The sequence below is a fragment of the Micromonospora sp. PTRAS2 genome (assembly GCF_054052245.1).
Window position 1 is genome coordinate 197200 of record NZ_JBSWBU010000006.1, and the last position, 20887, is coordinate 218086.

The following is a 20887-nucleotide window of genomic DNA, read 5'->3' on the forward strand; positions in this document are numbered from 1 at the left end:
CCGTCGGCGGGTCAGCGGTAGCCGGCGGCCACCACGTTGGCCTGCACCGCGTTCTCCGTCGCGTCGGACGGGTAGCCGGCGACCATCGCCCCCTCGTAGAAGGTGCCGGCGCTCAGGTTCGCGCCGCCGTCGGGCTTGCAGCAGTCCCCACCGCTGCCCAGGATGATGGCCCCCTGCTTCTTCATCGGGCTGTAGCCCGGCGGGAGCGCGCCGTCCCAGAGCGTGTAGAGGCCGCCCGACTGGGCGTTGCTGCCCTTGATCGCGAAGCGGCTCGTGCCGTTGTTCTTCAGCGTCGCGGTGACGAACTTGCTGGTGAACGCCCGCTGGTTGGGGTTCCAGGAGCTGCTCCCGCCGGGGAACAGCCCCCATTCGAGGTCCGCCTGCACCCACGGGCCGGTGCCGGAGCAGCCGCCGAACCAGCACTGGGTGCCGAAGTTGATGGCGTCCATCGCCCCGGCGGCGTCGGCCTTCCTCGTCGTCTCGCTGTTGCCGTAGTCGAAGCAGCAGCCGTTGTTGACGTGGGTGCCGCTGGTCACCATGTACATGCCCTCGGGCGCGGCGCCGGTCGGCACTCCGGTCAGGTGGCCGTCGCGCCAGTAGCTGTTTCCGGGGTTGATGTAGAGCGAGTACGCCTTCGCGCCGCCCACCGTGAGCGACTCCGAGGTCGCGACCGCCGGCTTGCTCTGCGGCGAGCCGGGCACCACGCTCGACCCCTGGTACCACAGGTCGTTGCCGCGGCCGGACTGGTCGTAGACGACCGTGATCACGCAGGTCGTGCCGGCGCAGAACGAGTCCTGCGTCGCCGCGTTGGCGGTGCCGCCCGCGCCCGACAGGCCGATGTTGCGGGTCGTGTTGTCCGACGAGCGCCGCACCTGGTAGAGGTTGCCGTTGTACGCCGCGTAGAGCGCCCGGGTCGTGCTGTGCGCCGCCACGCACGGGGTGCCGCCGGAGGCGTAGATGTCGCAGGGCCGCCCTCCGGTCGGCGGCGGGCTGGTCGTCGGCGGGGTCGTCGGCGGGGCGGTCGGCGACGTCCACTGCTGGTTGGCGCCGCCGTTGCACGCCCAGAGGATGAGCTTCGTGCCGTTGGCCGTGCCGGCGCCGTTGGCGTCCAGGCAGAGCCCGGACTGCACCCCGGTGACGGTGCCGTTGGCGTTGACGTTCCACTGCTGGTTGGCCTGGCCGTTGCAGTCCCAGATGATGGCCGCCGTGCCGTTGGCGGTGCCCTGGCCGGAGGCGTCGAGGCACTTGTTGCCGTACACCGTGAGTTGCCGGCCTGACGTCCAGGTCCAGGTCTGGTTGGTGCCGCCCTGGCAGTCCCACAGTTGGGTCTGGGTGCCGTTGGCCGTGCTGGAGTTGGGGACCTCGAGGCAGCGGCCGGACTGGACGCCGACGACCGGGGCGCTCTGCCCCGGCTCGATGGCGGTGACCGCCGACGCCGCCTCGGCGGCCGGGAACAGGGCGGCGGGCGCGGCGGCGCCGACGACGAGGAGGCCGAGCAGCGCGCCGGCGAGGACTCCGAGGCGGCGCGGGCGACGCCGCCTCGGTACGGGTTCGCGGGCCGGTCCTGGCCCGCTGGGGGACGGGGTTCGCACGGGGTCACTCCTTGTGTGGGTGGTGGGGGGAAGGCGGGACGGCTACCGGCCCCAGATCCGCCACGTCTGGTTCAGCGGGCTGCTCTGGCCGACCGGTTTGCAGGTCCACTGCAGGATCCGCGCCTGGGCTGCGGTGGAGACCCCGTTGACGTCGACGCACTTGCCGCTGTGCCGGGCGACGAGCTGGTAGTCGTGGGAGTCGTTGCCGGCGTAGGTCACCCTGCGGAGGGTGAACTGCTGGCTGGGACTGTTCTGGCAGGTCCACTGCTGCACGGCCGCGCCATCGGCGGTGGACGCCCCGCTGACGTCGAGGCACTTGCCGCTGCCCTGGTTGACCACGGTGTAGGTGTTGGCCACGCCGTCGACCGGGCGGAAGTTCCACAGCTGCTGGTCCCCGCCCTCGCAGTAGTACTGCTGCTGGGGGTTGCCGTCGGCGGCGCCCAGCCCCGTGTTGTCCAGGCACTGCTGGGAGTGCTGGGCCACCGCCACCGACTGGAAGCCGGCGTCCGAGGGCGGCAGCAGGGTGACGGTGTAGGTGTCGGTCTGGTTGCCGTACGGCAGGGTCACGGCGATGTTGTTGTTGGCCACGTTGACCACGCTGTTCGAGACCGTGACCGGCCCCTGCACCGCGCCCCCGCCGTTGTGGGGGATGCGCTGCGTGAGGACGCGCACCTGGTTGTTCTGCACGATGCCGCTGGTGGTGTCCAGCCGTTGCAGGTTGACGGTGAGGTTGCCGGTGGTGCGCCCGCCGCCGACGAGGACCTTCGCCGCGCCGGTGGCCTTGGTGGCGTACGCGTCGTAGGACTGGCTGGCGGTCACCGAGACGGCCTGCCCGGTCTGCGAGGCGTAGTAGCGGTAGGCCCACCACTCGCCCTTGGGTTGGTGCTGGCCGGCCGAGTTGCGGACCAGCAGGTTGCCGAGGTCGTTGTGCAGGTTGCCGCCGCCGGCCCAGTTGGCCCGCAGGCCGTCCGCGCGGGCCCGTTCCAGGCGCGCGATGTACCAGGCGCCGTCGGCCGGGTTCTGCTCGTCGGTCGCGCCGTACTCGTTGATCTGGTACGGCCGGGGGTGGGCGATGCCGCGCGGGTCGAGGGTGGCGTTGGCGGCGGCGACGTTGGCGACCGGGTCGCCCGGCAGCGAGTGCCAGCTGACGATGTCCGGCACGGTGTTGGTCGAGCGGACGAAGTCCAGGTACTGGTTCCAGAAGGCGTGGTTGGTCGACGGCACGCAGGCGCAGCTCGGCCCGACGATGAGCTGGTTGGGGAACTCCGAGCGCAGGCGCTGGTAGGTGCGCCGCCACAGTTCGAGGTACTGGGAGATCGGGCGGTTCCAGAAGATGGTGATGTTGGGTTCGTTCCAGATGTCCCACTGGACGGTCAGCCCGGCCGCCCGGACGTCGCCGATGAGCCGGGTGAGGAAGTTGTCGTAGTCGGTCCAGTTGCCGTTGTCGCCGGGGAAGCGGGAGATGCCGGCGCCGTCGGCGCCCCACAGGTCGTGCGGCAGGATGATGAACTGGCCGCCGAGGGCGGCGGTGCGGCGGGCCTGGGCGAGGGTGGAGTTCCAGCGGCGGTCGTAGTTGCCGCCGACCCAGCCGCTGCCGGGCAGTTGCGCGCCGCCGGCGCGCATGTACTGGAACTTGACGTCGCGGTAGAAGTGGTCGGCCGGTCCGCTGGCGTTCTCGGTCATGCCGTAGATCCAGCCGGACGCCCGGTAGGTCGGCGTGCCGGTGGTCGTGGCGAAGTTGACGGTGATCGACTCGTCGGCGGCCCGGGCGGGGGATCCGGCGACGGTCACGGCTGCGGTGGCGGCGAGCAGGCCGACCACGAGGCGGGCGACGAGCGCACGGGCTCCTCCTGGCCTGCGGCGGGACGGGGTTTTCACGGGCGGCTCCTTGGTGGGGCGTGGGGACGCACTCCGGAGGGCAGCGCTTGCGAACCGATTCGCAGGGATCGTAGGACCGGACGTCGATTGATGTCAATGAAGTGACAAGGCGGTGACGACGTGGTTTCCCACCTGGTAGATCCGTCGCGCCCGGCGGCCCTTGACCGCCAGCCATAGACGGACATATCTTCGTCCGAACCGGTTCGTCGAATCGGTTCGCCGACTGCGAAGCGTTCAGAGAAAGGGCACTCGCCGCCCATGACCGTCGCCCCGTCCGGCCCGGAGTTCCCCATCCAGGACATCCCGTTCAGCTACCGCGGATCCTGGCTCGACGTCTCCCCGGTGATCGCCGAGAAGACGTACGCCGACGACCTGCACCTGGTCTCGCACCAGACCGGGCTGCACGCCGTGCTGCGCCTGACCCCCGCCGGGTCCGACACCACGGTCGTCGCCACCCCCACGCTGCTGACCTGGCGCGACGGCACCGGCCGGATCGAGGCCGGCTACGCCGGGCCGGACACCCTGCGGCTGCGGGGCCGGGGGCTCGGGCTGCGGATCGCCGCGGCGGCGGCCACCCTCACCCCGTTCAGCGGCACCTACCTCTACCTCGACCCGCTCGACGGCTCGCATGTGTTCACCTCGTACGAGACCGGTCGCCGCTACCGGGTCACCGTGCTCTCCGGCGCGCTGCGGCAGACCGCGGGCGCCGAGGCGCTCGGCACCGCCGACCGGTTCCTCGACCTCCCCGGCGACCAGCCGTGGGAGGTGGCGATCGAGGAGTACGAGACCGCCCGCCCGCCGTACGCCGCGCCCGTCGACTTCGACCGGCTGTGCCGCGACCGCAGCGCCGAGTTCGCCGCCTTCGTCGACGCGGTCGCGCCGTGGCGCGGCGCGGACACCCCGGCCGCTGACCTGGCCGCGTACGTGCTGTGGTCGGCCACCGTCGCCCCCGCGGGCTTCGTCACCCGGCCCGCCGTCCTGATGTCCAAGCACTGGATGGACAAGGTGTGGAGCTGGGACCACTGCTTCAACGCCATCGCCCTGGCCGCCGGCGAGCCGGAGCTGGCCTGGCACCAGTTCCAGCTGCCCTTCGACCACCAGGACGCGGCCGGGGCCCTGCCCGACTCGGTCACCCACTCCGAGGTCCTGCACAACTACGTCAAGCCGCCCATCCACGGCTGGGCCCTGCGGCACCTGCGCCGCCGCCTGTCCGCGCCGCCGGACCGGGCGGCGCTGGCCCAGACGTACGACCGGCTGGCCCGCTGGACCGGGTTCTGGCTGGACGCACGCCGGGCCCCCGGCCAGGACCTGCCCCACTACCAGCACGGCAACGACAGCGGCTGGGACAACGCCACCACCTTCGACGGCGGCCGGGTCCTGCAGACCGCCGACCTCGCGGCGTTCCTGGTGTCGCAGCTGCGCTGCCTGGCCGACCTCGCCACCGAGCTGGGCGAGCCCGCCGGCCGCTGGTCCGCCGAGGCCGACCGGATCCGCGCGGCCATGCTCCGGGACCTGTGGGACGACGGGCGCTTCACCGCCCGCGATCCGCGTACGGGGCGACGGCGGGCGAGCCGCAGCCTGCTCGACCTGATGCCCGTCACGCTCGGCGCGGACCTGCCCGCCCCGGTCGCCGCCGCGCTGGCCCGGGGCGTCGAGGCCCACCTGACCACGCACGGGCTGGCCACCGAGCCGCCGGACTCGGCCGACTACCTGGCCGACGGCTACTGGCGCGGCCCCATCTGGGCCCCCTCCACGGTGCTGGTCGAGGACGGGCTGCGCCGGGCCGGGCACACCGCGCTCGCCGACGAGATCAGCCGGCGCTTCCTCGCCCTGTGCGAGAAGTCCGGCTTCGCGGAGAACTTCGACGCCGAGACCGGCGCCGGGCTGCGGGACCGCGCGTACACCTGGACCGCCAGCGGCTATCTCCTCCTCGCCGCCGCCCAGGAGCAGCGGCGGGCCACCGGCGGGTAGCCGGCCCGGTCAGCGCGGCCGGGCCGGGCCGGTGCTGGACCGCAGCGAGACAGGCGGGCTGTAGAGGCGGTGGCGCGGCACGGCGTCGGGCGCGGCGATGATCTCCAGCAGCAACGCCACCGCCTCGGTGCCCATGTCGACCATCGGCACGTCGGCGGCCGTCAGCGGCGGGGAGAAGTCCTCGGCCCAGTGCTGGGCGGCGACCCCGGTGACGGAGAAGTCCCCCGGCACGGCCAGCCCGGCGCCGGCCAGGGCGCGCTGCACGCCGGGCAGCGCGGCCTCGTTGATGGTGGCCATCGCGGTGAGCTGCGGGTACGTCGCGAGCAACTGCTCCACGCACGCCTCGCCGGAGGCGGCGTCGTCGCCGCAGCAGACGTCGACGCCGACCAGGCCCCGCTCCGCCACCGCCGCCCGGAAGCCGGCCAGCGCCCGGTGGCTGGGCCCGTAGCCGGAGGCCACCAGTTCGGCGGAACGGTTCACCAGGGCCACGTGCCGGTGCCCCAGGTCGGCCAGGTGGTGCACGCACCGGGCGATCAGCCCGGCGTAGTCGACGTCGATCCAGCTCATGCCGTGCGGCTCGGCCGTCCGGCCGATCGTGACGAACGGCAGGCCCACCTTGGCCAGCCGGGTCACCCGGTCGTCGGCCAGCCGGATCTCCATCAGGACCACGCCGTCGACCCGCCTCCCGGCGACGATCCGCTCGAACGAGCGGTCGTGGTCGCCGCCGGACGGGGACAGCAGCACGTCCAGGTCGTGCCGGGCCGCCGCCTCGACGACGCTGGCGACGAAGCCCAGCTGCATGTCGGTCAGCCGCTGGCTGGCCGGGGGGATCACCAGCCCGAGGGTGCGGGTGCGCCCCTCCTTCAGCGCGCGGGCGCTGGCGTTGGGCCGGTAGTCCAGCTCGTCGATGACCGCCTGAATCCGCTGTCGGGTCGCCTCCGACACGGTCCGCTTCCCGCTCAGCACGTACGACACGGTGCTGCGGGACACCCCCGCCCGCCGGGCGATCTCCCCGATGTTCATCACACCGCCCTCGACTCGACGCCCGCCCCGGCGCGGGGGACGGGCCATGCTCCGCGCCGAAGCATAGCCCTCCCCGTTCCCGGGCCGGGCCGCGACAGTGGCCGGGCCGTCACGCCGGGTGCCCGGCCGGACGGCCGGGCGGGCGAGGCGTGCCGGCCCGTCGGGAACCGGCTACCGGACGCGCTGCGCGGGCAGCGGGAAGGTGACGCCGGTCAGCTCCTCGGAGACCGTCCACAGGCGACGGGCGACCCCGCCGTCCCGGGCGGCCTTCGACCGGCCGACGAGCTTCGGCGCACCGCGCCCCTCGAGGAAGCCGCCCGGACCGGCGTAGCTGCCGCCCGGCACGTCGACCACCGCCGCGTAGAGCGTGGGCAGCGCGCCGTCCTCGTCGCTCTGCGCCAACCGGTTGGTCACCGCCGTCTGGAGCCGGTGCAGCAGGGAGCGGTCGTGGTCGAGGTGGCCGAGCAGGTTCGTGGCCGCGAGGCCGGGGTGGGCCGCGGTCGCGCGCACCGGCGAGCCGGCCTCGGTGAGGCGGCGCTGCAGCTCTGCGGTGAACAGCAGGTTCGCGAGCTTCGACTGCGCGTACGCGGAGAACGCCCGGTAGGGGCGGCGCTCCCAGTTGAGGTCGTCGAAGTCGATCGCCCCCGCCCGGTGCCCGCCGGAGGAGACGGTGACCACCCGCCCGCGGATCCGCGGCAGCAGCAGGTTGGTGAGCGCGAAGTGCCCAAGGTGGTTGGTGCCGAACTGGAGCTCGAAGCCGTCGGCGGTGCGGCCGAGCGGCGGGATCATCACGCCGGCGTTGTTGATCAGCACGTCGATCGGCTCGGTGACGCTCTCGGCGAACGCGCGGACCGAGGCGAGGTCGGCGAGGTCGAGCCGGCGTACGTCGACGTCGCCGGTCATGGTCGCGGCGGCGGCGCCGCCCTTGGCGGGGTCGCGGACGGCGAGCACGACGCGGGCGCCCTTGGCCGCGAGCGCGCGGGCGGCGGCGCGGCCGATGCCGCTGTTCGCGCCGGTGACGACGACGGTACGGCCGGTCATGGCGGGGATCTGGGCGGTCGTGAATGTTGTCATGGGAAACAATGTATGCGCTGACAACAATGTTGGCAATGACGACATCGTCGGCTACCATGGCCCGGTGCCCGCGTACCACCATGGGAACCTCCGCCCGACGTTGCTCGCCGCCGCCGAGCGCAGCCTGCGCCAGCACGGCGCGGAGCAGCTCTCGCTGCGCGAGCTGGCCCGCGCGGTCGGCGTCAGTCACGCCGCGCCGCGCCGGCACTTCCCCGACCGTCAGGCGCTGCTCGACGCGCTGGCCGAGGCCGGGTTCGCCCGGCTGGACGCGGAGCTCCGCGCGGCGCTCGCCGCCGCCGGGGACGACTTCGGGCCGCGCCTGCACGCCATGGCGGCGGCCTACCTGCGGTTCGCCACCGAGGACGCCGCGCTGCTGGAGCTGATGTTCACCAGCAAGCACCGCCCGGGCGCCGATCATCTCGTCGCGGCCGCCGCCGCGCCGGTCGGGCTGATGCACGATCTGATCGTGCAGGGGCAGGCGCAGGGCGTGCTGGAGGCCGGCGACCCGGAGCGCGTGGGCATCGTGCTGTTCGCGACGTTGCAGGGCATCGCCATGCTGGTCAACGGCAACCTGGTGGCCCCGGAGCTGCTCGACGGGATCGCGCAGACCGCCGTCGACCAGTTCATCCGGGGATCGCGACGCCAGTAGCGGGCCGGCGGCCCGCGTGCGACGCGCCGCGTGCGACGTCGTCGCCCGCCCGCGAACCCGCCACAGGTGCGGCGCGCAGGGCCGGCCACGGGCCGGCCCTGCGCGCCGGTTGCTCAGCTCCGCAGGCTCCACTGCTGGTTGGCGCCGCCGTTGCACGCCCAGAGGATGAGCTTCGTGCCGTTGGCCGTGCCGGCGCCGTTGGCGTCCAGGCAGAGCCCGGACTGCACCCCGGTGATCGTGCCGTTGGCGTTGACGTTCCACTGCTGGTTGGCCTGGCCGTTGCAGTCCCAGATCACGACCTGGGTGCCGTTGCTGGTGCCCTGCCCGGAGGCGTCCAGGCACTTGCTGCCGTAGACCATGAGCTGCCGGCCGGCGGTCTGCGTCCACCGCTGGTTGGCCGCGCCGCCGCAGTCCCAGAGCTGGGCCTGGGCGCCGTTGGCCGTGCTGGAGTTGGGGACCTCGGCGCACCGGCCCGACTGCACCCCGACGATCTGCGCACCCTGCGGCGAGGGGTTGGTGCCGCCCTGCGGACCGGCGTTGGCCATCACGGTCTGCGCACCCGAGGGCCAGTTGTTGTTGCTGACGACCGTGTTGTTGTTGACGACGTTGCCCCGGTCGCCGTTGGTCACGTTGGTGCTGTTGTTGGTCGACCAGTTGTTGGTGACGGTGAAGTTGCCCATGTTCTCGGCGTACCAGTAGTTGGCGGTGGCCCAGGTGCCGGTGCTGGAGAACACGTTGGTGCGGGCGGTGTAGTAACGGGACCCCTCGTCGAAGTAGAGCCCGAACCAGCCGTTGGTGCGCAGGCAGTAGTTCTCGTTGATGGTCGCGCCCGGGTTCGCCGACAGGGTGTAGATGCACCCGCCGTCGGTCATCTGCTGCATGACGTCGTGCACGTAGTTGCCGATGACCTGGTTGTTGGAGGCGGTGGTGGCCGTCGTGTAGCGCGGCTGGTAGTTGTACAGCCCGCGGTTGGCGTAGTGGTCGCTGCCACCGGCGTCGTTGGCGCCCCAGCCGTAGCCGACCGACAGGCCGGTGTACGGCATGTTGTAGACCTCGTTGTGGGAGACCAGCGAGGTGCTGACGTAGGTGGTCAGGATCGACACGACGCCCCGGTACTCCAGGCCCAGGTCGTGCACCCGGTTGTTGCTGATGGTGACGTTCCGGTTGACCATCCGCTGGTCGGCGGGGTGGTGGGCGTCGGCGCGCACGCCGCCGACCACGATGCCGCCGGCCGAGTTGCGGGCGATCTCGGAGCGGGTGACGGTGATGTTGCTGGTGCCGAGGCCGACCCCGCTGGCGTGGGCGTTGGCGTCGTTGCCGATGCCGATGGCGGTCTGCCCGAGGTTGACGAACTGGGAGTCGCTGAAGGTGATGGTGTTCGCGGCGGACACCTGCACGGCGGCGGGCATCTGGTTCCAGTGCGGACGGGTGGCCTCGAACTGCGGGCAGCCCTCCTGGCAGGAGGTCAGGGCGTCGGCCGGGCGGGCCCAGGTGCCGGTGATGTGGGCGCCGGTCTGCTGGTCGGCGAAGCCGTTGCTGCTGCTGGGGCCGAGCCAGCTGGTGCCGGTGAAGGTGATCCCGCTGAACGAGATGTGGTGCGCGGGGGCGTCGTAGGTGCCACCGACGTTCACCAGGGACTGCAGCTGCGGCAGCTCGACGCTGACGCTGCTCATGCTCTGCCCGGCCAGCGGGATGTAGTTGAGCTGCCCGCTGCCCGGGTTGAGGTACCACTCCCCCGGCGTGTCGAGGAACTCGTACGCGTTGGCCAGGTAGAACGGGCCGGCCCGGTGCGGCTTGGAGAGGGTGTCGAAGCCGAACGTGTTGTTGTTCCAGGCCGGCTGCTGCATGGTCAGGAAGTTGCCGCTGATGCTCTGCACCGGGGAGTACCGGTCGGTGAACGAGCCGACGCTCTCCACCTCGACCCGGTTCTGGTTGCCCAGGTTGTTGAGGTAGTTGAGCGCGCTGTTGCTGAACCGCAGGCCGGTGGTGGTGAAGGTGAAGTCGGCCCGGTTCACGGCAGTGCGCGCACGGGTGGCGACGGCGCCGTTGACGTAGAGCTGCCGGCTGTCGAGCCCGGCGGGGACGCTGGCCCGCCAGATGTTCCTGCCCGAGTCGACCAGCGACCAGCCGGTGACCGCCCGGGCGCCGCTCACGACGGGGCGGGCGGACGCGGCGGCCCGCCACGTCACGGTGTAGCCGTTGGTGCCGGAGTCCGCGGCGGTCATCCGCAGCGGCGCGGTGAGCCGGTACACGCCGTCGGCCAGCTCGACGACGATGTCGCCGGACATCGACGCGGTGCGGGAGCGGACGGCGTTCTGCGCCTCGGTCAGGGAACACGGCTGGCTGGCCGAGCACGCGGTGCCGCTGCCGGCGGGGGACGCGTAGAGGGTGGTGGTGGCCGCGAGGGCGGGTGTCGCCGCGGCGAACACGGCGGCCGCGGCGGCGAGCGTCGCCGCGGCGACGCCGGCCAGCACCGGCCGACGCCTGCTGGGGGATGACGGGACGGGCACGGGCGGGACTCCTATCGGTGGGGTGGCGGCCGGGGTCAGGGCCGGACGGCGGGCGAGGCGCCGTCGTGGGTGTGTGCGGGCGCGCCGGGCCGGACGGTGGCGTGCGGTCGCGCCGTGGCGTGGGCGTGGTCGGCCACCGCCAGCAGGCGTCGCCCGGCCCGTTCCGGCCGGACGTTGGGGCCGTCGGCGGCCGGGGCCTGCGGGGGGCGGTGGGGCGGGCGGATCTTCTCCTCGGCGACCGTGACGCCCAGGCCCGGCGAGTCGCCGAGGACGAACGCGCCGTCGGAGACGTGCAGGTCGAGGCTGACCCCGACCGGGGCGTGCAGGTCCTGCAGCTCGCTGACCAGGTGGTTCGGCACCGACGTGGCGGCGTGCAGCAGCCCGATGGGGCTGTTGCCGATCGGGCTGACCGGCAGGTCGAAGGCGTGCGCCAGGGCCGACACCCGCAGGAAGTGGGTGACGCCCCATACCGCGGCCGCCTGGACGACGTCGACCGCCGCGGCGGCGAGCAGCGGACGGTACTGTTCGAGGCCGGTGAGGTTCTCGCCGGTCGCGACCGAGGCGCGGATGCCCTGGCCGACGGCGGCGAGGCCCTCGGCGTCCCACCGGCGCACGGGCTCCTCGATCCAGACGAGGTCCAGGGTGCGTTCGAGCTCGCAGACGTGCCGGACGGCCTGCTTGCGGGTCCACGCCTCGTTCACGTCGAGCATCAGGCCGGGCCGCTGCCCGTGCGCGGCGTCGGTCAACACGTCCCGCACCAGGTGCAGGCGGTCGCGGTCCCGCTCGATGTCGAGGCCGCCCTTGAGCTTGGCGGCCCGCAGGCCGTGCCGGGCGTAGCCCTCGTACGCCGCGACCAGTTCGTCGTCGCCGAGCCCGATGTCCAGACCGGACGCGTAGGCGGGGACCCGCCGGTCGCGTCCGCCCAGCAGCCGCCAGAGCGGTTGCCCGGCCGCCTGCGCCTTGATGTCCCACAGGGCGGTGTCGAGCGCGCCGATGGTCCCGAACACCGAGCCGGCGTGGCCCGCCTTGAACGTCTGCCGCAGCATCCGGTCGTACAGGCTGGTCACGGCGCGGGGATCCTCGCCGTGCAGCGCGGCGAAGATGTTCTCGATGTCCCCGTGCGGGCCGAGGCCGACGCCGGTGATGCCCTCGTCGGTCTCCACCAGGACGATCGGCACGGCGGTGACGCCGTCGGCGAAGACGCCGTTGGCGTCCCCGACGGGGCGTCCCCATTCCTGGCTGGTCGTGAGGGTCCGGTATCCGGTGATCCGCATGTCAGCCCTTCGTGGAGCCGGCGGCGACGCCGTCGGCGATCTGACGCTGGAGGAAGAGGTAGACCACCAGGACGGGGATCGCGGCGATCAGCACCCCGGAGGCGAAGGTGGGAATGTCGGCGGAGTACTGCCCGCGCAGCGAGGTCACCCCGACCATGAGGGTGCGGTGCTCGGCCGAGGGCATCAGCAGCAGCGCGATCAGCACGTCGTTCCAGCAGAACAGGGCGTTGAGGATGCCGACCGACAGCAGCGCCGGGGCGCCCAGGGGCAGCATGATCCGCCGGTAGACGCCGTAGACGCTGTTGCCGTCGATGCGGGCCGCGTCGACGATCTCCGTCGGGATGGTCCGGTAGTAGCTGGTCATCAGGAAGATCGTGAAGGGGAGGAACTGCGCGACGTAGGCGAGGACGAGGCCGGGATAGGTGTCGACGAGCCCGGCGTCGGCCATGATCCGGTTCAGCGGCACCATGATCACCTGGAACGGGACGAAGAGCGCCGCGAGGCAGCCCAGGAACAGCACCGACGAGCCCCGGAAGCGCAGTTGGCTCAGCGCGAAGCCGGCCATGGAGCCGAACAGCAGCAGCAGGACCACCGCGGCGGTCACCGTGCCGACCGAGTTGGCCAGGTAACGGCCCATGTCGACGGTGTTCCACGCGGTGGCGATGTTCTCCCAGCGCAGGGCGTCGGCCAGCGAGAAGCGGTCGAGGACGTACTCGCGGCGGGTCTTCATCGCCACGTTGGCGGTGAAGACCAGCGGATAGATCGTCGCCAGCGCCAGGAGGGCCATCGGGAGGGCGAGCAGCCACCTGCTCGGCCGGACGCGGGACATCACGCCTCCCTCACCCCCCGCCGGAGCAGGCTGATCTGCAGCAGCCCCACCACGAGCATGACGCCGAACAACACCGTCGAGGCGGCCGAGGCGAGCGCCGGCCGGTTCATCTGTCCCTGCTGGATCCAGATGTAGTACTCGGGCAGGTAGGTCGAGCCCTCCGGGCCGCCGCTGGTCATCACGTAGAGCAGGCCGAACATGGAGGTCAGCATCCCGATCATGGTGGTCACGAAGACGAACTGGATGGTGCGGGAGAGGCTGGGGACGATCACGTGCCGGATGGTCTGGGGCAGCGACGCGCCGTCCACCCGGGCGGCGTCCAGCAGCGTGGCGTCCAGGGTGGCGAACCCGGCGAGGAACACCACCAGCGCCATGCCGAAGGTCGCCCAGACGTGCACCCCGACCACCACGAACATCGCCACGTCGGGGTCGCCGAGCCAGTCCGTGGGCCCGATGCCGACGCCGCCGAGCACGGTGTTGAGCGGGCCGTCGAAGGCGAGCAGGAGGTTGAAGATAGCGCCGACGATGACCGGGGAGAGCACCGCCGGGAAGAAGTAGACGCTGCGGTAGAAGCGGTGCCCCGGCACGCGCAGGTAGATGAAGGTCGCGAGCAGTCCGGGAATCGCCACCGCCACCGGCAGCAGCAGCACGAGCAGCCCGACGTTGCGCAGCGCGCCCCGGAACAGCGGGTCGGCCAGCAGCTCCCGGTAGTTGTCGAGACCGACCATCAGCCCGTCGCGGTCGCCGTCCCCGGTGAAGGAGAAGTTGACCCCGAGCAGCAGCGGCCACAGCCGCAGCAGCACGATGATCAGCACGGCCGGGGCCAGCAGGACGTACGGGGCGAGGCGTTCGCTCCGCCGGGCGCTGGTGTCGCGCCCGGTCGGTCCGCCCGGCCACCACCGGACGGACCGACGTCAACGGCTTTCCACTCGGCACGGGTCAACCGGCCTGGTCCGAGGCCGCCAACTGCCGCACGGCCTCGTCGACGGTGATCGAACCGCTCAGCAGCTTCTGGGAGACCCGGCCCATCAGGTCCAGGGTGCGCGAGGAGAGGGCCACGTGCAGGGCGGGCTTGCCGCTGGCGAGGTCGGTGACGATCGTGGTCACGGCCGGGCCGCCCTTCGACACGTCGATCGTCGTGTCGGCGGCGATGGCGCCCGCCTGCTCGTGGAAGGCCGTCAGGGCGTCGGTCGAGGTCAACGACCGCACCAGGTCGGCGGCCAGCTTCGGGTCCCTGGTCCACTTGGCGACCCCGTACCCGATGCCGCCGTCGAACGGCAGGCTCGGGGTGGCCCCGGGGACGACCACCGGTGCGCGCATCACGCCGATCTTGTCGGCCGGGAGGAACTCGCCGAAGTCCTTCCAGTGCCCGATGTCCGACATCAGGCCGATGACGTGGGAGGCCTTGGCGGACTGGAAGATCGCGAAGGCGTCGTTGAACATCGCCGTCGAGTTCGGCCCGTCGCTGTTGAGCTTCGCGTCCTGGGTCTCCTTCCACAGCGCGAAGATCCGCTTGACGTGGGGCGAGGTCCAGTCCCGCTTGCCGGCGATCCAGGCGTCGTACTCCTGCGGGGTGAGCACGCCCGATCCGAAGGCCGAGAGGAAGAACTGGATGCCGATGCCCTCCTTGTTGCCGAGGGCGAAGCACTTCGTGCCGGTCTGCTTCGTGATGGCGGCGCAGTTGGCGACGAACTCGGGCCACGTGGCGGCCGGCTTCGCCGGGTCGAGGCCGGCCTTCTCGTAGAGCGCCCGGTTGTAGTAGATCGGGTGGCCCTGGAGGGTCACCGGGCCGGCGTAGGTCTTGCCGTCCTTGGTGAACGCGTCCCAGCCGGCCAGCCGCTGCCGGTCCTCGGCCACGTACTCGTCCAGCGGCAGGAGCGCGTCCGCCCGGTCGCGGATCTGTCCGCCGCCGTTGAACAGGATGACGTCGGGCCCCTTGCCCGACTGGATCGCCGTGCCGAGCAGCGTGTAGTACTGGTCGTGGGGCTGGGCCACGAACTCGACGGTCACGCCGGGGTGCTTCCTGGCGAAGTCCGCCTTCGCCTTCTCGATGTACTGCGCGGCGGTGGCCTCGCCGGACTTCCAGTCCCAGACCACCAGTTTGGCGTCGGAGCCGCCGGGCGAGGAGCGCGTCCCCGAGGCGCTGCCGCAGCCACCCAGCACCAGTGCCGCGACGAGGATCGCTGGCCACACTGTTCGCTGCTTCATCGCTGCTCACCTTCGACTATGCGAGTGCCGGAGAGCCGGCCGTCGATGCAAGAATTGACGAGAAGGTAACTCGTATGACGTATGACGTCAACACTGGGGCGTAGAATTTCCCGACGGCGCACGACCGCCGCCCGCGGGGGCACTGGAGGGGACATGACGGCAGCACAGGAGACCACCCCGAGCACCTCGGGCCCCTCGGCGTGGGCGCGGCGACCCGCCAACCTCGCCACGGCGGTCACCGCGGAACTGGTGGAGCGCATCGTCCGCGGGGTGCACCCCCCGGGGACTCCCCTGCCTCCCGAGCCGGCGCTGTGCGGGGCGTTCTCCGTGAGCCGGACGGTCGTCCGGGAGGCGGTGAAGATCCTCCAGGAGAAGGGGCTGGTGCAGGTCCGCCAGGGCAGCGGCACCATCGTCACCCCGCCGTCGACGTGGGACATGCTCGACGAACTCGTCCTCGCGGCGACCATCGCCGAGGACGACAGCCTGGCGATCCTCGACGACCTGGTCGTCACCCGCCGGGTGTTGGAGTCCGACATGGCCAACGTCGCCGCCCGCCTGGCCGACCAGGAAACCGTCGACCGGCTGCGCGCCCTGGTCGACCGGATGGACGAGCTGGTCGACGACCACGTCACGTACCACGAGCACGACCGCGCGTTCCACGACGTGATCATGCAGGCGTCGGGGAACCGCATCGCCCGAGGCGTGGTGCGGGCCCTGGAGAGCCAGGTCGTGAACACCGCCCGGTACATGGGTCGCACCAAGCGCGCGCTCTGCGTGGCGTCCAACCGGGGGCACCGGCGCATCTACGAACGCATCGCGGCCCACGACCCCGACGGCGCCGCCCAGGCCATGTTCACCCACATCACCGAGGCGTGGCTCGTCCGCCGCAGCGGGCCGGACACCGCACGGCTGGTGCGCTGACGGGCGCGCCGCTCCCGGGAGGGACCACCCTGGGGCGGCCCCTCCCGGACAGGCTCGGGCAGCGGTCAGCTCCGCGTCCACTTCTGGCTGTTGCCGCCGGTGCAGGTCGAGATGACCACCTGCGTGCCGTTGGCGGTGCCGCCGCCGGTCGGGGACAGGCACAGCCCGGACTGCACCCCGGTGATCGTGCCGTCGGTGTTGAGGTTCCACTGCTGGTTGGTGCCGCCGGTGCAGTCCCAGATGATCACCCTGGTGCCCGACGAGGTTCCCGCGCCCTCGGCGTCGAGGCACTTCGTGCCGTACACCTGGAGCTGCTTGCCGGCGGTCTGCGTCCACTGCTGGTTGGGCCCGCCGTTGCAGTCCCACAGCGTCAGCTGGGTGCCGTTCGTCTGCGACTGCGACGGGACGTCCAGGCACCGGCCGGCGTTGGCGTTGCGCAGCGAGAACTGCGTGCCGCCGCCCACGCCCGGGACGACGCTGAGGTTGTCGAACTGGGCGGTCTGGCCCTGGCTGGTGCCGAAGCCGACCAGGCCCGCGCCGAAGGACGAGTCGGTGGCCGTGCCCACGGTGACCCCGTCGACGGTGGCGGTGATGGTGCTGCCGGAGAAGCCCAGGGCGAGGCTGTGCCAGCGGTTGGTGCCGAGCGCGGCGACGGTGCCGCTGCGCAGGGTGGTGAGCTGGTTGCTGGTGTTGTTGCGCAGGATCGACCAGGCGCCGGCGTCGGTGACCCGCAGGAAGTACGCGTTCTGGGCGCTGACCGGGTCCAGGTTCTGGCTGCCGACCCGGCCCTCCAGCTGGACGTAGCCGGCCTTCTCCAGCAGCACGTCGGCCGAGACCGTGTAGTTGTTCCAGTTCAGGTTGCCGCCGTACGTGCTGGGGTCGGCCAGGGTCTTCCAGGTGATCGGCGCCATCGGCGACGACTGGCGCAGGCACATGCCGGCACGGCCGCCGCCGCAGGTGGCGGTCTCGAACGCGCCCTGGTTGTCCTGGAGGTACCGGGCCAGCTTGCCGGCGGGGTAGCTGTCGAAGTTGTCGCTGTAGGGCAGGCTCAGCTGGCCCTGCGGGGGGCTGGTCGCGGTGCCCTTGCCGCCGCCGGTCGTGGTGGTGATCGTGTAGAGGTGACCGGGCTGCACGGTCAGCGAGTAGTTCCCGCCGGACGGGGTGATGTCGGCGCCGCGGACGAAGTGGTCGGCGGTGTTGGTGGAGTTCAGGTTGGTCGACCAGACGCGCACGGAGCCGGTGGAGAGCCCGCCGGTGACGCTGAGGTTCAGCGTCTGCGCGGCGGTCGCGTCCATGGTCTCGACGACCGTGGTGTAGTCGGTGTTGTTCGGCGACTTCAGCGACACGTAGCTGCCGTTGTTGCGCACGCCGCCGATGAATCCGCTGGACGAGTCGAGATACTTCCAGCCCGGGGCGGTGAACTGGGTGGTGTGGGCGAGCGTCCAGGAGTTCTTGCCGACGGCGTACCAGCCGGACCAGGGCTGGTTGGCCAGCATCAGCCCGACGGTGGCCCAGGGGATGTTCGTGGTGGTCGCGCCGATCAGGTTCCAGTTGATGTACGCGGTCATCTTCCCGTCGATGTACCCCCGGTTGATGCCACGCGCCAGTGGCTTGGCGCCGTCGTTGTAGTCCTGCGAGCCGCCCTCGCTGTTCCACAGGGTCTCGCCGGTGGCGGTGGCGTTGGCCGACACGGTGCAGGTGGTCTGCGCGGCCAGGTAGCCGCACGGGTAGTGGCCGCCGATGACGTCGATCGCGTTGCGCAGCGCCGCGTTGTTGACGGCCACGTTGGCCGGGTTCCAGCTGCCCGGGTAGTCGTCGCCGAAGATGAGCTTCACGCCGGCGTAGCCGTTGTTGTTGAGCGCGGTACGCAGGTTGATGGTCCAGTTGGCGTCGTACAACCGCTCGTTCTGGGCGGCGGTGAGGTAGTCGATGGTCAGGTTGTGCTGCTTGGCGCAGCCCAGCCAGGACAGGTGGTAGTCGATCGAGTCCTGGGACATGAAGGTGCCGTTGCCGATCCAGCCCGGCGCGCCCCAGGCCAGCCCGACGAGCGTGATGTTCGGGTTGCGGAGCTTGGCCTGCTCCATGATCCACCACTCGTAGCCGCGGTTGCAGTCGAGGTCGCCGCGGAAGTGGGAGTGGCTCGGCTCGGACCCGCTGGTGGAGTTGGTGTCGCCGCCGATCTCCACCTTGAGGATCTGCAACGAGGCGCCGTAGTTGGGCTTGAAGAGGTAGTCGAGGATCTGGCCGCGCTGGGGCTCCGGGTAGTCGATCAGCAGCCGGCTGTTGCCGCCGCCGCCGCTGACCGCGCCGAGGCCGTCGAACGTCTTGCCGCCCGACGCCCCGTTGATCGTGATCGAGGTGGCGGCCTGGGCCGGCGCGGCGAGCCCGCCCACCGCACCGCCGACGGCCAGCAGAGCGCCGACGACCAGGAGCGCGAGGGTCGATGGGCGGCGGAGTAGCCGCCTGGTTCCTGACATGGGTCGGGGCCTCCCCGGGAACATGGCCCGGCCTTGCCACCCCGCTGGGACCGGCCCACGTGTGGTGGTGGTGCGGTGCGGCATCAGGGAGGATCCGGTCGCGCCTATCCATAGACGAACTTCGACTTATCAGTCGTCATACGTTATAGCTGTCGCGGCGGCGCGGGTCAACCCACCCCGGCTAGGCGTCCGCCGCCCCGACGGCGAGCACCCGGCGCAGCCACGCCTCGGAGGTGTTGACGTGCATCAGCGCGCTGGCCTGGGCGAGCAACTGGTCGCGCGCCCGCAGCGCGAGGTAGATCGCGTGATGCTCGTCGATCGTCTGGTGCGCCGAGTTGCCCTCGATCAACCCGCGCCACACCCGCGCCCGCACCGTACGGCTGGACAGCCCGTCCAGCAGCGAGGTGAGGGTCTCGTTGCCGGTCGCGGCGACGACGGTGTGGTGGAAGGCGGTGTCGAACCGGATCAGCTTCTCGGCGTCGTCGGCCGCCGCCCGCATCTCCTCCAGGATCCGGCTCAGCTCGTCGAGGTCCGCGTCGGTCATCCGCAGCGCCGCCAGGCCGGTCGCCACCGGCTCCAGCATCCGGCGCACCTCCATCACCTCCAGCAGGGTGTCGTCGCGGAGCAACTCCACCGCGACACCCAGGCCCTCCAGCAGCAGCCGGGGGGCGAGGCTGGTGACGTACGTCCCGTCGCCCCGCCGCACGTCGAGCACCCGGGCCGACTCGAGCACCTTCACCGCCTCCCGCACCCCGCTGCGCGACAGCCCCATCTGCGCGGCCAGCTGCGGCTCCGGTGGCAGCCGCGCGCCCGGCGGCAGCTCGCCGCTCTGGATCATGCTCCGGATCTTCGCGATCGCGTCGTCGGTCAGTGCCACCCCGGCCCCCTCAGCACCCGCCGCCATGCGCCGACGGCATGGGACCCGGCGCCCACGCCCAGTGGGTGCCGGCAGCACCCCACTATAGGAGACGTCACATGTTTGCCACCCGGCGCGAGCACGGCGGGCGACGCGCCACGCCGGGAGCACGACGAGACCCCGGGGCGGCGGACCGTGCGTCCGCCGCCCCGGAGCCGGGGTACGCCTGCCGCCGTCCGGCGGTCAGCTGGCGGTGCAGGTGGGGGTCTGGGTGGGCGCGGTGCCGTTGCCCTGGAACCCGAACTCCGTCACCTGACCGGCGGCGAGCTGACCGTTGTAGTCGACGTTGGCGAACCGCACCGTCCCCGAACTACCACTGGCCGTCGCCGACCACGTACCCGTGACACTCGTGCCACCCGGCAACGTCACACTCACGTTCCAACCCCGGGTACCACCAGAACCCGCGGTCACCTTCACCGTCGCCACGAAACCACCCGTCCACGAATTCGCCGACACCGTCGCCGAACAACCCGCCCCACCCGGCGGCGGAGTCGTCGGGGGCGGGGTCGTCGGGGGCGGGGTCGTCGGGGGCGGAGTGGTCGGCGGCGGCGTGGTCGGCGGCGGGGTCGTGGGGGGCGGCGTGGTCGGGCTGGCCGCGTCGAAGCCGAGGAAGCGGATGGCCTGCGCGGTGTCGAAGGGGATGGAGTGGCCGTAACCCTGGAAGCTGATCGCCTCGACCGGCGCCGTGCCGCCGGTGCCGCCGTAGCGGGTACGGGTGGCGCTGGTCTGCGGGTAGTCGGTGTAGGCCGGCGTCTGGGACACGCCGAGCACGTTGGTCCACTGCTTGATCTGCTCGCCGAAGTTGACGTAGCTCAGCGTGGTGTCCGTGGTGCCGTGCCAGATCTGCATGCGGGGGCGCTTGCCGGTGTAGCCGGGGTAGGCGTTGCGCACCAGGTCGCCCCACTGCTGCGGGGTCTTGACGATCCGCCCGCCGGAGCACTCGCTGTTCCACTCCGAGCCGTTCGTGGTGGCGAAACAGCCGAACGGCACGCCGGAGGAGCTCACCCCGGCGTGGAACACGTCCGGGTAGAGGCCGGCCATCACGTTGGTCATCATGGCGCCGGACGAGAACCCGATGACCCCGATGCGGCTCGCGTCGACCGGGTAGCGGGCCCGGACGTAGTCGATCATGGACTTGAGGCCGACCGGGTCGCTGCCGCCGTCACGCCGCAGGGCCTGCGGGGAGGAGACGTCCCAGCACTTGCTGCTGCGGGTCACCGACGGGTAGATCACGATGTAGCCGTAGCGGTCGGCCATGGAGCTGAGCTGGTAGCCGGTGTGCAGCGCCGGGCCACTGCCGGTGCAGTAGTGCAGGGCCAGCAGCAGCGCGGGCCGGGCCGCCACCCGGTCCGGCACGTACAGGTGCATCTGGAGGTTGGTCGGGTTGGTGCCGAAGTTGGTGACCTGGGTGAGCGTCGCGGCCGACGCCGGGGTGGCGGCGGTGATCACGGCCGTCGTCGTCGCCAGGGCCGTCGCCAGCGCGGCCGCCAGCAGGGCGATCCTTCGTTTCATCGGCGGTTCCTTCGTGGTGGTGGGTGCGGCGGCAGGGCAGGGCCTGGCCTGGT

Annotated in this window: 15 protein-coding genes; 3 read left to right on the forward strand and 12 right to left on the reverse strand. The window is 71.8% G+C overall.

The window, feature by feature from the left end; translation table 11 throughout:
* Nucleotides 1–11: 11 nt before the first annotated feature.
* Nucleotides 12–1592, reverse strand: coding sequence for an arabinofuranosidase catalytic domain-containing protein (locus ACVMYR_RS20730; protein ID WP_457122466.1), 1581 nt, complete (start codon nucleotides 1590–1592; stop codon nucleotides 12–14).
* Between the two features lie 42 nt (nucleotides 1593–1634).
* Nucleotides 1635–3470, reverse strand: a complete 1836-nt coding sequence (locus tag ACVMYR_RS20735; RefSeq protein ID WP_077937406.1) for an RICIN domain-containing protein — start codon at nucleotides 3468–3470, stop codon at nucleotides 1635–1637.
* 258 nt (nucleotides 3471–3728) lie between these two features.
* Here ACVMYR_RS20735 and ACVMYR_RS20740 point away from each other — a divergent pair, with 258 nt between their 5' ends.
* A complete protein-coding gene (locus ACVMYR_RS20740) occupies nucleotides 3729–5441 on the forward strand; it encodes an amylo-alpha-1,6-glucosidase (RefSeq protein WP_457122467.1) in 1713 nt (570 codons plus the stop codon).
* Between the two features lie 9 nt (nucleotides 5442–5450).
* Here the strand turns inward: ACVMYR_RS20740 and ACVMYR_RS20745 are convergent, their stop codons facing one another.
* On the reverse strand, nucleotides 5451–6512 hold the full coding sequence (locus ACVMYR_RS20745; RefSeq protein ID WP_457122468.1) for a LacI family DNA-binding transcriptional regulator: 1062 nt from the start codon (nucleotides 6510–6512) through the stop codon (nucleotides 5451–5453).
* A gap of 123 nt (nucleotides 6513–6635) precedes the next feature.
* The gene (locus ACVMYR_RS20750) at nucleotides 6636–7538 is read right to left on the reverse strand and encodes an oxidoreductase (protein ID WP_457122469.1); all 903 of its coding nucleotides are present in this window, start codon (nucleotides 7536–7538) and stop codon (nucleotides 6636–6638) included.
* Between the two features lie 64 nt (nucleotides 7539–7602).
* Between ACVMYR_RS20750 and ACVMYR_RS20755 the strand changes: the two genes are divergently transcribed.
* Nucleotides 7603–8187, forward strand: coding sequence for a TetR/AcrR family transcriptional regulator (locus ACVMYR_RS20755; RefSeq protein WP_396790283.1), 585 nt, complete (start codon nucleotides 7603–7605; stop codon nucleotides 8185–8187).
* 113 nt (nucleotides 8188–8300) lie between these two features.
* Here ACVMYR_RS20755 and ACVMYR_RS20760 read toward each other — a convergent pair whose 3' ends face one another.
* The 5 genes from ACVMYR_RS20760 to ACVMYR_RS20780 form a co-directional block, all read right to left on the reverse strand.
* Nucleotides 8301–10697: a ricin-type beta-trefoil lectin domain protein gene (locus tag ACVMYR_RS20760; RefSeq protein ID WP_457122470.1), complete on the reverse strand. Its 2397-nt coding sequence runs from the start codon at nucleotides 10695–10697 to the stop codon at nucleotides 8301–8303.
* A 35-nt stretch (nucleotides 10698–10732) separates the two neighbouring features.
* Entirely contained in the window at nucleotides 10733–11971 is a 1239-nt protein-coding gene (locus tag ACVMYR_RS20765; protein WP_228986903.1) for a mandelate racemase/muconate lactonizing enzyme family protein, read from the reverse strand.
* A 1-nt stretch (nucleotide 11972) separates the two neighbouring features.
* Nucleotides 11973–12800 carry a carbohydrate ABC transporter permease gene (locus tag ACVMYR_RS20770; RefSeq protein WP_077937397.1) on the reverse strand — a complete coding sequence of 276 codons (828 nt, stop codon included), beginning with the start codon at nucleotides 12798–12800 and terminating at the stop codon, nucleotides 11973–11975.
* On the reverse strand, nucleotides 12800–13615 hold the full coding sequence (locus tag ACVMYR_RS20775) for a carbohydrate ABC transporter permease (protein WP_228986902.1): 816 nt from the start codon (nucleotides 13613–13615) through the stop codon (nucleotides 12800–12802). The genes ACVMYR_RS20770 and ACVMYR_RS20775 overlap by 1 nt, the downstream gene beginning before the upstream one ends.
* A 124-nt stretch (nucleotides 13616–13739) precedes the next feature.
* Nucleotides 13740–15008: an ABC transporter substrate-binding protein gene (locus ACVMYR_RS20780; protein WP_077937395.1), complete on the reverse strand. Its 1269-nt coding sequence runs from the start codon at nucleotides 15006–15008 to the stop codon at nucleotides 13740–13742.
* 153 nt (nucleotides 15009–15161) lie between these two features.
* Between ACVMYR_RS20780 and ACVMYR_RS20785 the strand changes: the two genes are divergently transcribed.
* A complete protein-coding gene (locus tag ACVMYR_RS20785; RefSeq protein WP_077937394.1) occupies nucleotides 15162–15929 on the forward strand; it encodes a FadR/GntR family transcriptional regulator in 768 nt (255 codons plus the stop codon).
* Nucleotides 15930–15994: 65 nt separating this feature from the next.
* Here ACVMYR_RS20785 and ACVMYR_RS20790 read toward each other — a convergent pair whose 3' ends face one another.
* The 3 genes from ACVMYR_RS20790 to ACVMYR_RS20800 all read right to left on the reverse strand — a co-directional run bounded on the left by ACVMYR_RS20790 (nucleotide 15995) and on the right by ACVMYR_RS20800 (nucleotide 20834).
* A complete protein-coding gene (locus ACVMYR_RS20790; protein WP_457122471.1) occupies nucleotides 15995–18406 on the reverse strand; it encodes a ricin-type beta-trefoil lectin domain protein in 2412 nt (803 codons plus the stop codon).
* Nucleotides 18407–18587: 181 nt separating this feature from the next.
* Complete coding sequence (locus ACVMYR_RS20795) at nucleotides 18588–19310, reverse strand: FadR/GntR family transcriptional regulator (protein ID WP_255705010.1); 723 nt, start codon at nucleotides 19308–19310, stop codon at nucleotides 18588–18590.
* A gap of 195 nt (nucleotides 19311–19505) precedes the next feature.
* Nucleotides 19506–20834 (reverse strand): extracellular catalytic domain type 1 short-chain-length polyhydroxyalkanoate depolymerase, encoded by a 1329-nt coding sequence (locus tag ACVMYR_RS20800; protein ID WP_457122472.1) that lies wholly within the window; start codon nucleotides 20832–20834, stop codon nucleotides 19506–19508.
* Nucleotides 20835–20887: the final 53 nt, after the last annotated feature.

Coding starts and splice junctions, on each gene's coding strand:
- ACVMYR_RS20770 (WP_077937397.1), bottom strand. CDS start 12,800: ATGTCCCGCGTCCGGCCGAGCAGGTGGCTGCTCGCCCTCCCGATGGCC.
- ACVMYR_RS20745 (WP_457122468.1), bottom strand. CDS start 6,512: ATGGCCCGTCCCCCGCGCCGGGGCGGGCGTCGAGTCGAGGGCGGTGTG.
- ACVMYR_RS20740 (WP_457122467.1), top strand. CDS start 3,729: ATGACCGTCGCCCCGTCCGGCCCGGAGTTCCCCATCCAGGACATCCCG.
- ACVMYR_RS20795 (WP_255705010.1), bottom strand. CDS start 19,310: ATGGCGGCGGGTGCTGAGGGGGCCGGGGTGGCACTGACCGACGACGCG.
- ACVMYR_RS20785 (WP_077937394.1), top strand. CDS start 15,162: ATGACGGCAGCACAGGAGACCACCCCGAGCACCTCGGGCCCCTCGGCG.
- ACVMYR_RS20780 (WP_077937395.1), bottom strand. CDS start 15,008: ATGAAGCAGCGAACAGTGTGGCCAGCGATCCTCGTCGCGGCACTGGTG.
- ACVMYR_RS20765 (WP_228986903.1), bottom strand. CDS start 11,971: ATGCGGATCACCGGATACCGGACCCTCACGACCAGCCAGGAATGGGGA.
- ACVMYR_RS20790 (WP_457122471.1), bottom strand. CDS start 18,406: ATGTCAGGAACCAGGCGGCTACTCCGCCGCCCATCGACCCTCGCGCTC.
- ACVMYR_RS20750 (WP_457122469.1), bottom strand. CDS start 7,538: ATGACAACATTCACGACCGCCCAGATCCCCGCCATGACCGGCCGTACC.
- ACVMYR_RS20800 (WP_457122472.1), bottom strand. CDS start 20,834: ATGAAACGAAGGATCGCCCTGCTGGCGGCCGCGCTGGCGACGGCCCTG.